This is a genomic window from Lapillicoccus jejuensis, from assembly GCF_006715055.1.
GTDB lineage: Bacteria > Actinomycetota > Actinomycetes > Actinomycetales > Dermatophilaceae > Lapillicoccus > Lapillicoccus jejuensis.
The window spans coordinates 1814874-1828908 of the sequence record NZ_VFMN01000001.1 but is presented as its reverse complement, the minus strand read 5'-3'; the positions used below and the strand labels follow the sequence as shown (position 1 = coordinate 1828908).

The 14035-nt window shown below is 74.5% G+C and carries 16 protein-coding genes; 4 read left to right on the top strand and 12 right to left on the bottom strand.

Annotated features, from left to right (window positions below):
• Positions 1-5 precede the first annotated feature (5 nt).
• From FB458_RS08765 to dnaK, 8 genes are all read right to left on the bottom strand, one after another.
• A complete protein-coding gene (locus FB458_RS08765) occupies positions 6-617 on the bottom strand; it encodes a sulfite oxidase-like oxidoreductase (protein ID WP_141848160.1) in 612 nt (203 codons plus the stop codon).
• A gap of 11 nt (positions 618-628) precedes the next feature.
• Positions 629-1453: an enoyl-CoA hydratase-related protein gene (locus FB458_RS08760; protein WP_246061132.1), complete on the bottom strand. Its 825-nt coding sequence runs from the start codon at positions 1451-1453 to the stop codon at positions 629-631.
• Positions 1450-2340: a hypothetical protein gene (locus FB458_RS08755; protein ID WP_141848159.1), complete on the bottom strand. Its 891-nt coding sequence runs from the start codon at positions 2338-2340 to the stop codon at positions 1450-1452. The genes FB458_RS08760 and FB458_RS08755 overlap by 4 nt, the downstream gene beginning before the upstream one ends.
• Positions 2341-2403: 63 nt before the next feature.
• Positions 2404-2721, bottom strand: a complete 318-nt coding sequence (locus FB458_RS08750) for a ribonuclease E inhibitor RraB (RefSeq protein ID WP_246061131.1) — start codon at positions 2719-2721, stop codon at positions 2404-2406.
• A 140-nt stretch (positions 2722-2861) separates the two neighbouring features.
• On the bottom strand, positions 2862-3335 hold the full coding sequence (locus tag FB458_RS08745; protein WP_141848157.1) for a heat shock protein transcriptional repressor HspR: 474 nt from the start codon (positions 3333-3335) through the stop codon (positions 2862-2864).
• Positions 3332-4384, bottom strand: coding sequence for a DnaJ C-terminal domain-containing protein (locus FB458_RS08740; RefSeq protein ID WP_141850422.1), 1053 nt, complete (start codon positions 4382-4384; stop codon positions 3332-3334). The genes FB458_RS08745 and FB458_RS08740 overlap by 4 nt, the downstream gene beginning before the upstream one ends.
• Positions 4385-4476: 92 nt before the next feature.
• Positions 4477-5124 carry a nucleotide exchange factor GrpE gene (locus tag FB458_RS08735; RefSeq protein WP_246061130.1) on the bottom strand — a complete coding sequence of 216 codons (648 nt, stop codon included), beginning with the start codon at positions 5122-5124 and terminating at the stop codon, positions 4477-4479.
• Complete coding sequence (gene dnaK / locus FB458_RS08730) at positions 5121-7019, bottom strand: molecular chaperone DnaK (protein WP_141848156.1); 1899 nt, start codon at positions 7017-7019, stop codon at positions 5121-5123. Before dnaK ends, FB458_RS08735 begins: the two co-directional genes overlap by 4 nt.
• Positions 7020-7212: 193 nt before the next feature.
• Here dnaK and FB458_RS08725 point away from each other — a divergent pair, with 193 nt between their 5' ends.
• Complete coding sequence (locus FB458_RS08725) at positions 7213-8037, top strand: SMP-30/gluconolactonase/LRE family protein (RefSeq protein WP_141848155.1); 825 nt, start codon at positions 7213-7215, stop codon at positions 8035-8037.
• A gap of 210 nt (positions 8038-8247) precedes the next feature.
• The gene (locus FB458_RS08720) at positions 8248-8685 is read left to right on the top strand and encodes a hypothetical protein (RefSeq protein WP_211355977.1); all 438 of its coding nucleotides are present in this window, start codon (positions 8248-8250) and stop codon (positions 8683-8685) included.
• Between the two features lie 36 nt (positions 8686-8721).
• Here FB458_RS08720 and FB458_RS08715 read toward each other — a convergent pair whose 3' ends face one another.
• A complete protein-coding gene (locus FB458_RS08715; protein ID WP_141848154.1) occupies positions 8722-9999 on the bottom strand; it encodes an acyl-CoA thioester hydrolase/BAAT C-terminal domain-containing protein in 1278 nt (425 codons plus the stop codon).
• Positions 10000-10092: 93 nt separating this feature from the next.
• Here FB458_RS08715 and FB458_RS08710 point away from each other — a divergent pair, with 93 nt between their 5' ends.
• Positions 10093-10860: an alpha/beta fold hydrolase gene (locus FB458_RS08710; protein ID WP_141848153.1), complete on the top strand. Its 768-nt coding sequence runs from the start codon at positions 10093-10095 to the stop codon at positions 10858-10860.
• Positions 10861-10868: 8 nt separating this feature from the next.
• On the opposite strand, the gene FB458_RS08705 is transcribed toward FB458_RS08710, so the two are convergent.
• Both FB458_RS08705 and FB458_RS08700 read right to left on the bottom strand, forming a co-directional pair.
• The gene (locus FB458_RS08705) at positions 10869-11207 is read right to left on the bottom strand and encodes a DUF6966 domain-containing protein (protein ID WP_141848152.1); all 339 of its coding nucleotides are present in this window, start codon (positions 11205-11207) and stop codon (positions 10869-10871) included.
• Positions 11208-11212: 5 nt separating this feature from the next.
• Positions 11213-12202: an ArsR/SmtB family transcription factor gene (locus FB458_RS08700; RefSeq protein ID WP_141848151.1), complete on the bottom strand. Its 990-nt coding sequence runs from the start codon at positions 12200-12202 to the stop codon at positions 11213-11215.
• Between the two features lie 67 nt (positions 12203-12269).
• Here FB458_RS08700 and FB458_RS08695 point away from each other — a divergent pair, with 67 nt between their 5' ends.
• Positions 12270-13502 carry an MFS transporter gene (locus FB458_RS08695; RefSeq protein WP_141848150.1) on the top strand — a complete coding sequence of 411 codons (1233 nt, stop codon included), beginning with the start codon at positions 12270-12272 and terminating at the stop codon, positions 13500-13502.
• On the opposite strand, the gene FB458_RS08690 is transcribed toward FB458_RS08695, so the two are convergent.
• Entirely contained in the window at positions 13499-13891 is a 393-nt protein-coding gene (locus FB458_RS08690; RefSeq protein ID WP_141848149.1) for a tautomerase family protein, read from the bottom strand. The genes FB458_RS08695 and FB458_RS08690 overlap by 4 nt on opposite strands.
• Positions 13892-14035: the final 144 nt, after the last annotated feature.

The following is a 14035-nucleotide window of genomic DNA, read 5'->3' as shown; positions in this document are numbered from 1 at the left end:
GCGCCTCACGGGTCGCCCTGGTAGCGCTGCTCGAGCCACGGGTCGCCGCGGTCGTGGTAGCCGTTCTGCTCCCAGAAGCCCGGCCGGTCGCGGGTCATCAGCTCGAGCCGGGTGACCCACTTGGCCGACTTCCAGAAGTACAGGTGCGGGACGAGCAGCCGCACCGGGCCGCCGTGCGGGACGGGGAGCGGCGCCCCGTCGACCTCCCACACGACCCACGCCTTGCCGCCCCGGACGTCGTCGAGCGGGAGGTTGGTCGTGTAGCCGGTCGTCGAGTGGGCCATGACGTGGGTGGCCTCCGAGGTCGGGCCGGCGGCGTCGAGGAGCAGGTCGACGCTGACCCCCTCGAAGTGCATCCCGAACTTCGACCACGTCGTGACGCAGTGGATGTCGCCGTCGTACGACGACCCGGGCAGGGCGTGCAGCTCGTCCCACGTCCACGACGACGGGGTGGTGACGGCGCCGTCGACGCTCATCCGCCAGCGCGTGAGGTCGACGTCGCCGTCGGGCTCGGCGGTGAGGACGGGCCACTGGTCGCCTGCGTCGTACTGGCCGGGCGGCAGCCGGTCGGGCCGCTCGTCGCGCGGGCGGCCGGTGAAGCCTCGGGTGATGGGCACGGGCGTCCTCCTCAGGCCGGCCAGACGGGCGGGCGCTTCTCCAGGAAGGCGGCTCGGCCCTCGGTGGCGGCGGCGGTCTGGCTGGCGGCGGCCATCGCCTCGACGGCGATGGCGTAGGCGTCGCGCTCGGGGCGGTCGAGCTGCGCGTAGAGGACGGCCTTGCCGTGGGCGGTCGACGCGGCGCCGCCCCGGCTGACCCGGGCGGCGAGGTCGGCGACGGCGGCGTCGAGCTCGTCGTCGGGCACGGCGGCGTTGACCAATCCCCACTCGGCGGCGGTGGCGGCGGGGACGACGTCGCCGGTGAGCGCCATCTCCATGAGCCGCTTGCGGCCGACGGCGCGGGCGACGGGGACGGCGGGGGTGTGGCAGAACCAGCCGCCCTTCCCGCCGGGCAGGCAGAACCCGGCCGAGAGCCCGGCGACCGCGAGGTCGCACGAGGCCGCCAGCTGGCAGCCGGCCGCGGTGGCGAGCGCGTGCACCCGCGCGATGGTCACCTGCGGCGCGGCCTGGAGGGCCTGCATGACGGACGTGCACAGCAGGAGCAGGTCGCGCACGCCGGTGACGTCGCGGCCGCCGACGTCGGCGAAGTCGTGCCCGGCGCTGAACACCGGTCCCTCGGCGGCGAGGACGAGGACGCGGGCGTCGGACGTCGAGACCTCGTGGACGGCGGCGAGCAGCTCGCGCAGGTGCGCCTCGGACAGGGCGTTGCGCCGCTGCGGCCGGGCCATCGTCACGGTCGCGACGGTGCCCTCCCGGGTGAGGCGGACGTGCTCGTAAACCGTGCCGGCGGTCGCCGCGCTCACGCCGGCGGGGGTGCGTTCCTGCACGTCGGTCACCGGTCGAGGCTACTGCGGGGATCGGGCCCACGGGCGTCCTGGGGACCGGGCGTCGGGACGGCCGGTACGGCGTCCTGCGGGACGGGGGCCGCCGGGCTTCCGTCGCCGAAGCGACCCAGCAGGTCCGCGAGCGGGACGCACGGCCAGCCCATGAGCCGCTCGGGGGCCATCCCGAGGTCGTGGGCGGCCTGCTCGCGCTCCCAGTCCGGGAGCGTGCGGACCCGGAAGACGCGGCCCTCGACGCGCACCTGGTGCTGCGAGAGGTCGAGGACGGTCGACGCGTCGCCGTACCCCGTGGCCCGGCCGTCGGAGCCGGCGCCGAAGCCGCCGCGGCCCCAGCAGGCGTGCCACCGCAGCGAGCGGGCCTCGGCCAGGTGACCGGGGCGGCGCAGCCCGACGACCTCGAGGGCGAGCCGGCCCCACAGCTCCCGGGCCGCGGTCCCCTCGAGCCCGTCGAGCCGGCCGAGGAAGCGGGCCAGCACCCCGGGGGCGGGGGCGTCCTGGGGGGTGTCGGCGGGCCGCAGCCGCAGGGCGAGCGCCTCGCGCAGCAGCGCCCAGTCGCCGTCGCGCAGGACCAGCGCCGCCCGGGTGCCCCGGCCCCAGACCGCGCCGACGAGGACCCGGGTCCAGCCGTCGCCGGTCTCGACGGCGTCGGCGGTCGAGGCCGCCAGGTGCACCGCGCGCCACCACTCGGCCGGCCGACCCAGGTCGGGGGGCCAGAGCGAGGAGCCGAGGTCGATGCGCCCGCCGACGCCGAGGCCGAGCAGGAGCCCCGCCGGTGGGGGCGGGGGCACGACGAGCGGGCTGTGACGCACGTAGACGGGGACCTGCACCGTGCGGCCGAGGCCGGCGTCGACGAGCCGGCGCCGCGACGCACGCAGCGTCACCGTCTCGGGGTCGAACCCGCAGCGCACCGCCGTCCGCGGCTGCTCCCAGGGGATCTCCAGGGCTCAGCCCACGCTCTCCGGGGAGGATGCTTCCGAGGCGACCGCTTCCTGAGCATCGTCGTCGTCCGCGTCGTCGTACCAGCCGTCGTTGCGCTCCGCGAGGTCGCCGAGGTGGCGACGCTCGGTCTCGCGAGCGGTCTCGTCGAGGTCGCGCGGGTCGGTGACGTGGACGAGCCACTGGGCGTCCTCGGCGTCGTCGTCCCCGGCGAGCGCCTCGCGCAGGACGCGCACGGCGTAGACGTGGTGGTCGAGCGAGTCGGCCACCGCCTCGGCGGTCTCGCGGTCGTCGAAGACGAGCAGGTGCTCGGTCGGGTCCCCCACGGTCATCATCGTGCTCCTGCCGGGCCGCCGTGTCAGGTCAGGGGCCCGGCGCTGGAACCCATCAATAGATGGATGTCAGCAGCACGCCCCCCACACCTGACGCTGGAACCCATCGATTGATGGATGTCAGCAGCGCGGGATCAGCCGTGCCCCGGCCGCCAGACGACGAGGGCCTGCGAGGAGGAGAGGAACCGCGGCGGGCGCTCGCCCGGTCGGACGGTGACGATGTCGCCGCGCCGGCCGGCGGCGAAGACCCGCGGTCCGGGCACGCCGCGGCTGCCGAGGTGCTCGACCTGCGCCTCGAGCTCGGCCACCCGCGAGCGCAGGGCGGCCACGTGGTTCTCGAGGTCGAGGATGCGCTGGATGCCGGCGAGGCTGACGCCCTCCTCCTGGGAGAGCCGCTGCACCTCGCGCAGCCGGGCGACGTCGCGGCCGGAGTAGCGCCGGCCACCGCCGCGGGTGCGCGACGGGGAGACCAGGCCGAGACGGTCGTACTGCCGCAGGGTCTGCGCGTGCATCCCGGCCAGCTGCGCGGCGACCGAGATGACGAAGACGGGGGTGTCGTCGTCGGGGCCGAACGCCGCGTACGGCGCCGCGCCCGTCCCCGCGCTCACGGCCGGGCCGCCTTGGCGTACAGCTCCGCCCGCGGGTCGATGCCGTCCTCGTCCTCGCGCAGCCGCTCGATGGCCTCCTTGGCCGCGTCGGTGAGCCGCTGGGGGACGACGACCTGGACGCGCGCGAGCAGGTCACCGGCGCCGCCGTCGCGCGGCACGCCGCGCCCCTTGACCCGCAGCTGGCGTCCGCTGGGCGTGCCGGGCGCGACGCGGACCTTGACCCGGGAGCCGTCGAGCGTGGGCACCTCGACCGTGGCGCCGAGGGCGGCCTCGGCGAAGGTGACCGGCAGGTCGACGACGAGGTTGTCGCCGTCGCGCTTGAAGACCGGGTCGGGGGTGACCGCCACGGTGATAATGAGGTCGCCGGCACCGGCCCCGGCGTCACCGGGGTGGCCCTTGCCGCGCAGCCGGATCTTCTGGCCGTCGCGCACCCCCGCCGGGATGCGGGTGGTCACGGTGCCGCCCGGGGCACCGGACGAACCGGTCGACAGGGTGACCGTCGTGCCCTGGACGGCGTCGCGGAAGGAGAGGGTCGTGCGAGCCTGGACGTCGGCGCCCTTGCGGGGGCCGCGCGAGGCGCCGTACCCCTCGAAACCGGTGGGGTCGAAACCGCCGCCGGTCGAGCCGCCGAACTGGCCGCCGAAGAGGCCGCCGAGCAGGTCGCCCAGGTCGGGGCCGCCGGCGCCGCCCCCCGCGCCACCGGTCGAGTAGCGCACGCGCGGCCCACCGGGGCCACCCGCGCCGCCGAACTGCGAGAACAGGTCCTCGAACCCGCCCCCGCCGGTGCCACCGGCGGTGAACCGGGCGCCGCCGCGGGCCATGGCGCGGATCTGGTCGTACTCCCGGCGCTGGTCCGGGTCGGACAGGACGGCGTACGCCTCGCCGACCTCCTTGAAGCGCTTGGTCGCCGCGTCGTCCCCGGAGTTCTGGTCGGGGTGCAGCTGGCGGGCCAGCTTGCGGTACTGCTTCTTGATCGCCGCGTCGTCGGCGTCCGTGGGGACGCCGAGGGTGGCGTAGAAGTCCTTCTCGAACCAGTCCTGGCTGGCCATCCCGGCCTCCTCCCGGTCGGTGGTGGGTGCGGTCACGACCCGGGTCCGGGGCCCGCCGCGCGGCAGGCCCCGGACCGGGTCTCAGTGCTCTCTCAGTGCGGGTCGGCGACGGAGACCCGGGCCGGCCGGACGACGCGGTCGCCGACCTTCCAGCCCGGCTGGAGCACCGCGACGACCGTGGTCGACTCGGCGCCCTCCGGCAGCTCGGCCTCGACGTGCATGAGCGCCTCGTGGACCGCGGGGTCGAAGGCGACCCCCGGCTCCCCGAGCCGCTCGACGCCGAACCGGCCCAGCGCCGACTCCAGCTTGTCGCTGATCCGCTCGAACGGCGTCCCCTCGAGGTCCCCGTGCTCGCGCGCGAGGTGGATGTCGTCGAGCGCCGGGATGAGGGCCTCGAGGACGGACCGCACGCCGGCGTCGGTGGCCAGCGCGCGGTCGCGGTCGACGCGGCGCTTGTAGTTGACGTACTCCGCCTGGAGGCGGCGCAGGTCCTCGAGGTAAGACGCCGCGAGGTCACCCTCGGGCGTCGCCCCACCGTCGGTCGCGCCGCCGGTCGGGCCGTCGGTCAGCTCCGAGGCGTCGTCGGGCACCTGGACGTCGAACTCGTCCGAGCCGCCGGGCTCGGCGGACGCGTGCGCGCCCGCCTCGCCCTGGCCCTGGTGCCCCACGTGCTCCTCGTCGCGGCCGAGCTGCTCGTCGGGCTGCTGCGGCTGCTCGTCGGGGCGGGGGGCGTCGGTCACTTCGTGTCCTGCGGGGTGTCGTCGTCGACGACCTCGGCGTCGACGATGTCGTCGTCACCGGCCCCCGGGGCCTGGCCGGCCGACCCGTCGGTGCCCTCGGCGCCGGCGGCCTCGCCCTGGGCCTGCTGGGCGGCGTACATCGCGGCGCCCATCTTCTGCGAGACCTCGGACAGGTGGGCCGTCTTGGCCTTGATGTCCTCGACGTCCGTGCCGGGCGCCTCGCGGGTGCCGACGGCGGTCTTGAGCTCGGCGAGCGCCTTCTCGGTCTCCTCCTTCTCGGCGGCGGGGACCTTGTCGCCGTTCTCGGAGAGGAACTTCTCGGTCGAGTACACGAGCTGCTCGCCGGCGTTGCGCGCCTCGATCTCCTCGACGCGCTTCTTGTCCTCCTCCGCGTGCGCCTCGGCCTCCTTGACCATGCGCTCGATCTCCTCCTTCGGCAGGGCGGACCCGCCGGAGATGGTCATCGACTGCTCCTTGCCGGTGCCCTGGTCCTTGGCGGACACGTGCACGATGCCGTTGGCGTCGATGTCGAAGGTGACCTCGATCTTCGGCACGCCGCGCGGGGCCGGCGCGATGCCGGTCAGCTCGAAGGTGCCGAGACCCTTGTTGTGCGAGGCGATCTCGCGCTCGCCCTGGAAGACCTGGATGAGCACGGACGGCTGGTTGTCGTCGGCCGTCGTGAAGATCTCGCTGCGCTTGGTCGGGATGGCCGTGTTGCGCTCGATGAGCTTGGTGAAGCGGCCGTGCTGCGTCTCGATGCCGAGGCTGAGCGGGGTGACGTCGATGAGCAGGACGTCCTTGCGCTCGCCCTTGAGGACGCCGGACTGCAGGGACGCACCGACGGCGACGACCTCGTCCGGGTTGACGCCCTTGTTGGGCTCCTTGCCGGTCAGCTCCTTGACGAGGCTGGCGACGGCGGGCATGCGGGTCGAGCCACCGACGAGGACGACGTGGTCGATGTCGGCGACCTTGATGCCGGCGTCGGCGATGACCTTCTGGAACGGCTCCTTGGTGCGGGCCAGCAGGTCGGCGGTCAGCTGCTCGAACTGGGCGCGGGTGATCGTCTCGTCGAGGTGGATCGGCCCGTTCTCGCTCATCGAGAGGTACTGCAGGTTGACGTTGGTCGACGAGGAGCTCGACAGCTCCTTCTTCGCCTGCTCGGCGGCGTCGCGCAGACGCTGCATGGCGATCTTGTCCTTGGACAGGTCGACGCCGGTCGTGTTCTTCACCGTGGTGAGCAGGTGGGTGACGATGCGCTCGTCCCAGTCGTCGCCACCGAGGCGGTTGTCACCGCTGGTCGCACGGACCTGGATGGTCGAGAACCCGTCCTCCGGGTCCTTGCCGACCTCGAGGAGGGACACGTCGAAGGTGCCACCACCGAGGTCGAAGACGAGGATGAGCTCGTCCTCCTTGCCCTTGTCGAGGCCGTAGGCGAGTGCCGCCGCGGTGGGCTCGTTGATGATGCGCAGGACGTTGAGGCCCGCGATCTCGCCGGCCTCCTTCGTGGCCTGGCGCTCGGCGTCGTCGAAGTACGCCGGGACGGTGATGACCGCGTCGGTGACGGACTCGCCGAGGTAGGCCTCCGCGTCGCGCTTGAGCTTCATCAGCGTGCGGGCGCTGATCTCCTGCGCGGTGTACTTCTTGCCGTCGATCTCGTCCGAGGTCCAGCCGGTGCCGATGTGGCGCTTGACCGAGCGGATGGTCCGGTCGACGTTGGTGACGGCCTGGCGCTTGGCGATCTCGCCGACGAGCACCTCGCCGTTCTTGGAGAACGCGACGACCGACGGGGTGGTGCGACCACCCTCGGCGTTCGCGATGATGGTGGGCTCGCCGCCCTCCAGGACGGCGACGGCGGAGTTGGTGGTGCCGAGGTCGATGCCGACCGCACGAGCCATGGTGTGTGTCTCCTGTGTGCTGGGGGTTGCTGCGGGCTGGTCCCGCTCCTGAGCCGAATGTGCCTCGGTGGAGGCGTGGTTGTCAAAACCGGACTCGGCAAACTTGCGTTCACCTGGCTCAACTCCGGGGGCACGGCGATTGTTCCCCGCCCATCGGGGGGTCTCGGCCCCCTCTCGGCCGTACGGTGCCCCCATGCCTCGGCTGCTGCTCGACGGGCTCGTCATGGGCGAGTCGCCCCGCTGGCACGCGGGCCGGCTGTGGCTGTGCGACTGGGGACGGGGCGAGGTGCTCGCGCTCGACCCGGCCGACCCGACCGGCTCGCGCGAGGTCGTGGCCCGGGTCGACGGCATGCCCTTCTCCATCGACTGGCTCCCCGACGGACGCCCGGTGGCCACGACGCCGCAGGGGGTCCGGGTCGGTGCCGACCTCACGCCGTACGGCGTCCCGCCCCGCGGCTTCAACGAGCTGGTCGTCGACCGCGCGGGCCGGGTCTGGGTCGACATGCCCGGCTCGGCCCCCTGGGACCCCGAGCGGTTGCCCGGGGTCGTCTCCGTGGTCCTGCCGGACGGGACGACGCGGGACGTCGCCGGCGACGTGTGGTTCCCCAACGGCATGGCCCTGCTGCCCGGGCCGGTGGCCGGCGACCCGGACACGCTGCTCGTCGCCGAGTCGCACGCCGACCGGATCACCGCGTGGACCGTGACCGACGACGCCCGGCTCGTCGACCGGCGCGTGTGGGCCGACCTCGGACCGGGCTCGGCCCCCGACGGCGTCTGCCTCGACGCGGCCGGATCGCTCTGGTACGCATCGGTCCCCGGCCGGCGCTGCGTCCGCGTCCGCGAGGGCGGCGAGGTGCTCCAGGTCGTCGAGGCCGACCGCGGCTGCTTCTCCTGCGTCCTCGGCGGTGACGACGGGCGGACCCTGTTCGTCGTCGCCAACCGGTACGGCGCCGACGGCGCCTCGGACGGCGTCGTCCTCACCGAACGGGTCGAGGTCCCCGGCGCCGCCTGGGCCTGAGGGCGAGACCGCTCGGGGGTGGGATCGGTGGTGCCATCACCCCACCGATGCCGCCCACGAGCGCGGACGGCGCAGCGACGAGGACGGCGGGGACGGACCCCGACCCGGATCGCTCGTCGGCCGAGCGATCTCCAAGAACCTTCCAAGAGAACCACGGGACCGTGGAGACGTTCCCCCACCCCCACCCGCTCCCCACCCAGGAGATCCCCCATGACCGAGACCCGTTACGCCCCGACCCCCAGCACCACCGCCGCCCCGTCCCTCGCGCTCGGCGTGCCCGCCGCGCTGCTCTCGCTCGGCGTCGCCGCCATCCACGTCGTCGACCAGGGTGGCGTGCCCGGCTCGAAGGACCCGTCGTACGTCGGCATCGGCTACTGGGTGCTCGAGGTCGTCGCCGTCGTCCTCGCCGTCGCGCTGTTCACCCGTCGGGCCCGCGCGTCGGTGCTCACCTGGGTCGTCGCCGCCGGCGTCGGTCTCGGCCCGCTGCTCGGCTACTGCCTCTCTCGCGGCCCGGGTCTGCCCGGCTACACCGACGACATGGGCAACTGGACCGAGCCGCTCGGCATCATCAGCCTCGTCGTCGAGGGCCTGCTGATCCTCGTCGCGCTCGCCGGTGCCCGCGCCGCCCGCCCGACCGCCGCGGTCTGACCGCTCCTGCGGGTGCGCTCCCGCCGACGCCGGGCGTCAGCGGGAGCGGACCGCGGCGAGGACCTGTGGCCAGGCCTGCTCGCGCGCGGACTCGTCCGCCTGCGGGCTCACCCCGTCGCGGTACGACGCCCGCGCCACCGGCTCGTCCGGGACGAGCAGGTCGACGTCGTGCCCGGCCTGCGGGTAGTCGAGCAGCGCGTCCCCGGAGGTGCTCGTCCGGGTCGCCGTACGACGCCCCGCGACCTGCGCCGCGTAGGGGCAGGACGGCCAGACCGTGTCGGCGCCCCCGCAGACGAGGACCACCGGCCCGGGGATGCGCTGCACCGGGATGACGGCGTCGTCGTCGTCGGCCTGCGCGGACAGCGTGTGCGACCACGGCACCTCGCGCCCGCCGACGGTCCACGCCGAGTGCCCGTCCGGCGGGTACGCGCCGTGCACGACCCCCGACGGCGACGTGGCGACGACGCCGTGCACGACGTCGGTGCGCCGGCTCGCTTCCTCCAGGGCCAGCTCGGACCCGCGCGACGCGCCGACGAGCCACACGCGGGTCGGGTCGACCCCGGGCTGCGACCGCAGCCACGCCAGCCCCGTGTCGACCGTCTCGACCGGCACCCGCGACAGGGTCGAGGGCAGCCCGGCCTCCCCGAAGTACGCCTGCGCCAGCACCGGCACCCCCTCGCTCGCGAGGGCGGCGGCGAGCAGCGCGTTCTCGCCACCTTCGGACCCGCCCAGCAACAGGACCGCCGGGCGGCGCGCCCCACCGGTCGGCGGGGCGTCGTACAGCCCGGCGACTCCGTCGGCGGCGACCGTGAGCACCCGGGCCCGGGTCCCCTCCGGCGTGATCCGCCTCGTCGAGGTGCCCGTGGCGACGACCTGTCCCGAGCGACGCAGCGTCCAGGTCAGCGTCTCCGCCGGCCGCCAGACGAAGTACGGGGACCCGCCGGTCGAGGGGGGCGTCGTACCGGCCGTGGTGCCGTGGTCGGTCACCGGCTGGAGCCGGGCGAAGAGCGCCGCTCCCGCCACCCCGAGGCGGCCGCCCGCGTCGGCGGTGACGGCACGGTCCGCCCGCCACGTCGTCCCGTCCTTCGCGGTCGCCGCGACCTCGAGGTCGGCGGCCGCTCGGGGCGGCAGGCCGGAGACCACGACCGTCATGGCCTGGTCGAGCAGGCTGGTCGCCGGCGTCACCGTGATGGTCGGGCTGGGCGCCGACGGGGCCGGAGCCGTGGTGCACCCGGCGAGGACGGCCAGGAGGGCGGCCGACACCGCGCCGGCGACCCGCACGGGCGCCGGGAGCGCTCGGCGAGGCCTCCCCACGGTGGGACGGTACGCAGCGCGGCTGGGGATCGGCTGCGAACGAGCCGCCGCTCTCCTCGACCTACAGCCGCGTCCCGCCCCTAGGGTGCGGGGATGACGACGACCAGCGGCTACCTCGAGCTCGGCGACCTGCGGCTCTACCACGAGGAGACGGGGGACGGCTCGCCGCTCGTGCTGGTCCACGGCGGGGTCCTCGACATCGAGCAGTCCTGGCGCGAGCTGGTCCCGGTCCTCGCTGAGCGGCACCGGGTGGTCGCGCTCGAGCTGCAGGGGCACGGGCGGACCAACGACATCGACCGGCCGATCACCCCGGCGGCCATGGCCGGCGACGTCGTCGCGCTGCTCGACCACCTCGGGATCGACCGGGCCCACGTGCTCGGGCACAGCCTCGGCGGGGCGGTCGCGCTCGAGCTGGCCGTCTCGCACCCGGACCGGGTGCGCTCGGTCGTCGCCCTGTCGGTGACCGTCCGGCCCGACGGGATGCACGAGGACCTCACCGACCCGGCGAGGATGGCCACGTCGACGCGGATGCCGACGCAGGAGGACTTCGTGGGGATGCGCGAGTCCTACCAGCGGCTCTCACCGCACCCGGAGCACTTCGACGAGTTCCTGCAGTCGCTGTCGGCGAACCAGGCCGACCTGCGCGGCTGGAGCGACGAGCAGCTGGCCGGGATCACCGCCCCGCTGCTGCACGTCATGGGCGACCGGGACTTCACCACGGTCGAGCACGCCGGGCTGATGCTGCGGCTGATCCCCGGGTCGCGGCTCGCCGTCCTGCCGGACACGACGCACATGCAGGTGTTCCGGCGCACCACGCTGCTGGACCTGCTCGTGCGGGACTTCCTCGACCAGCGCGACTGACCCGCTGCTCACCGGCGGGGCTGGTCCAGGGTCGCCTTCAAGGCCTTCGCCTCCCGGTAGACCGTCGTCAGGAGCTTCCTCAGGCGGTCGTTCACTGCTCGCTCGTCCTCGGGAGCGACCTTGTGCCCGTTGGGATCGCAGAGCACGAGGTCGTTGACACTGCCCATCCCGCCGAAGCCTCCGAGGATGTCGGGGAAGGCACTGTAGAGGCCATGGCGCAGCCGGATGCCGCACCTCGTCGCCCACGCCGACCAGTGGCGCTCGCCGACACCGCCCAGGAGGGCGGCGATGTCGTCCAGCGCGTGCTCGAGCACGGCGAGGCCCTGCTCGAACTCCACGTCGTCCACGCCGGTCACCCTCGGCCACGGGTGGCGGCCAGCCCGTCGCCGATCGCGGTGCGCCAGTAGAGGACCTCGCGGCCCGCGCGCCGGCGCAGGACGAGCCCGCTGTCGAGCAGGACCTTGAGGTGGCCGCCGACCGAGCCGAGCGGCAGGCCGGTGAGGGCGACGAGCTGCGTCGTCGTCCGCGGGTCGTCGAGCCGCAGCAGGACGCTCGCGCGGCCCGCGCCGAGGAGCCGCTCGAGCGCGCCGGACGACGCGACGGCCGGCCCCGGCGCGGCCAGCGCCCCGGTCACCGGGTAGACGATCGCGTACCGGTGCGGCTCCTCCCACGCGACCCACGAGCCGTTGCTGTGCACGGGGACGAACCACAGCTGCGTCGCCGCGCCGAGGTCCCGGTCGGGCAGGTCGTAGCCGTTGATCCGCAGACGCCCGTCGCCGAGCCACGCCTTGCGGTGGCCGAGGCTCTCGACGACCGCGGCCCAGCCCTTGGTCGCGAGCAGCGCGGTCCGGCTGACGACGTCGGCCTGCAGCACCCGCGAGCGCCGCGGCCAGTCGGACTCGAGCGTCGCCGTCCACAGCCACCGGTAGAGCCCGAGCAGCTCCTCGCGCAGCCCGTCGCGGAGCAGGACGTCGGGCAGCCGTCCGGGGCGGACGGCGTAGAGCGCCGCGCGGATCCGCTCGTCGTCCCATTCCCGGGCAAGGACCTCGAGCTCGTCGTCGACACTCATCCCCGGCGCCGACGGCGCGGGCGAGAGGAAGTCGGCCATCCACCCCGGCCGGTCGCCGCGGCGGGGCCGCCAGGCCCGGGCGCCGAGCTCACGGCGGACCGGGTGCTCGTCCAGCATGGCGCCGTACGCCGTCGCGTGGCTGGCGTGGAAGGCCTGCTGCCACGGGCCGACCGGGTGGCCGAGCACCGTGAGCGCGGCGGTCGTCTCGGCCAGGGGCGACAGCGTGAACCGGCTGCCCGCGAGCAGGTCCGCCGACACCCGCCACACCCCCACGACCGCACCTTTCGCCGTCACGCGAAGCGATTGCCCCGCCCCACGACGGTGCCACACAGTGGTCTCCGTGCGCACCTACTCGGAGATCTTCGCCCTGCGCGAGTTCCGCGTCCTCTTCCTCGTGCGCTGCGTGACGATGGCGGCGATCTCGGTCGAGTCGCTGGCCCTGGCCAGCGTGACCTACGCCGCCACCGGGTCACCGCTGCTCACCGCGCTGTCGCTCTTCGGCGGTCCGCTGGTCACCCTGCTCGGCTCGATGACGGTGCTCAGCGTGTCCGACACGATGGGACCGCGACGCGCCAGCCTCGTCATGCCGGCGGCGTACCTGATCGCCTGCCTGCTCCAGGCGCTCCCCGGGCTGCCGTGGGGCGCGCGGTTCGCGATCCTCGCGATCCCGTACCTCGCCGGGTCGGCGACGAGCGGGTCGACGATGCGGCTGCTGCACGCGATCGTGCCACCGGAGGGGTTCGTGCTCGGCCGGGCCACGCTCAACCTCGCGGTCGGCGTCATGCAGGTCGTCGGGTACGCCGCGGGCGGGCTGCTCCTGCTGACCTTCTCGCCGTCGACCCTCTTCCTCCTCGCCGCCGGCGGGTGCGCGGTCGTCATGGCGCTGCTGCGCCTCGGCCTGCGCGAGCGCCCGGCGCAGCCGAAGGAGGGCGGCGTCGTCGCGCGCACCCGCGAGGTCAACCGGCGGCTGCTCGGCTCCCCCGTCGTGCGCCCCGTCTTCCTCGCGCTGTGGGTGCCCAACGGGCTGGTCGTCGGCTGCGAGGCGCTCTTCGTCCCGTACGGCGAGGAGTCGGGCGCCGCCGTCGCCGGTCTCCTCTTCGCGGTCACCGCCGCCGGGATGCTGCTCGGCGACGTGCTCATGGGCCGGGTCGTCCCGCCGCAGCACCGCGACCGGCTCATCCTGCCGATGCGCTTCCTGCTGCCGGTCCCCTACCTCGCCTTCGCCCTCGCCCCGCCGCTGCCGGTCGCGCTCGTCCTCGGGTTCGTCGCGTCGGTCGGGTACTGCGCGTCGCTGCCGCTGCAGGAGCGGCTGGTCCACGCGACCGACGAGCGCGAGCGCGGCCAGGTGTTCGGGCTCGCCTCGACCGGGCTGATGGTCGGCCAGGCGGTCGGCGCGGCCATCGGCGGCGCGGTCGCGCAGCTCGTCGCGGCGCACACGACGATGGCGCTGCTCGCGGCGTCGTCGGTGCTCGTCAGCCTCGCGCTGTCGCGGCCGCTGCGCCGCTCGGCCCCGGCGGCCGACGGCACGCCGTACGGCGCCGCGTCCGGCTCCCCCGCCGCGTCGAGCGGCTAGAGCAGCCCCTCGACGAACTGCGCCACGCCGTCGCCGAAGGACCAGTCCTCCGGCGAGTTCGCGACGACCGAGACGATGAGGTCGCTCGGGGCGAGGCCGGTGCGCTGCTCGAGCTGCTCGGCGAGGTGGTGGTAGAGCGCCTGCTTCTGCTCCAGCTCGCGACCCTGCTGGACGACCTGGATGACCAGGACGTCGTCGGTGCGCTCGAGCCCGAGACCGGTGTCCTCGGCGATGATCTGGCCGGGCTTGTGCTCGGTGATCAGCTGGTAGCGGTCGCGCGGCGGGGCGGCGAAGTGCGCGAGCATGACGTCCTGGACGGTGTCGGCGACCTCGCGCAGCTGCTCGGGCGTGCGGCGGCCCTCGATGACGTGCAGGTGGACGAGCGGCACCGCGGGCTCCTTCGGGGCGACGCCGTACGGGCGCCGTGGGGGTCGGACGCCGGAGGCATACCCCACTTGACGCAGCGTCATACCGCTTGACGCGGTGTGCACCCTGCGTCAACTGGCATGACGCTGCGTCGAGTCCACCCGGTT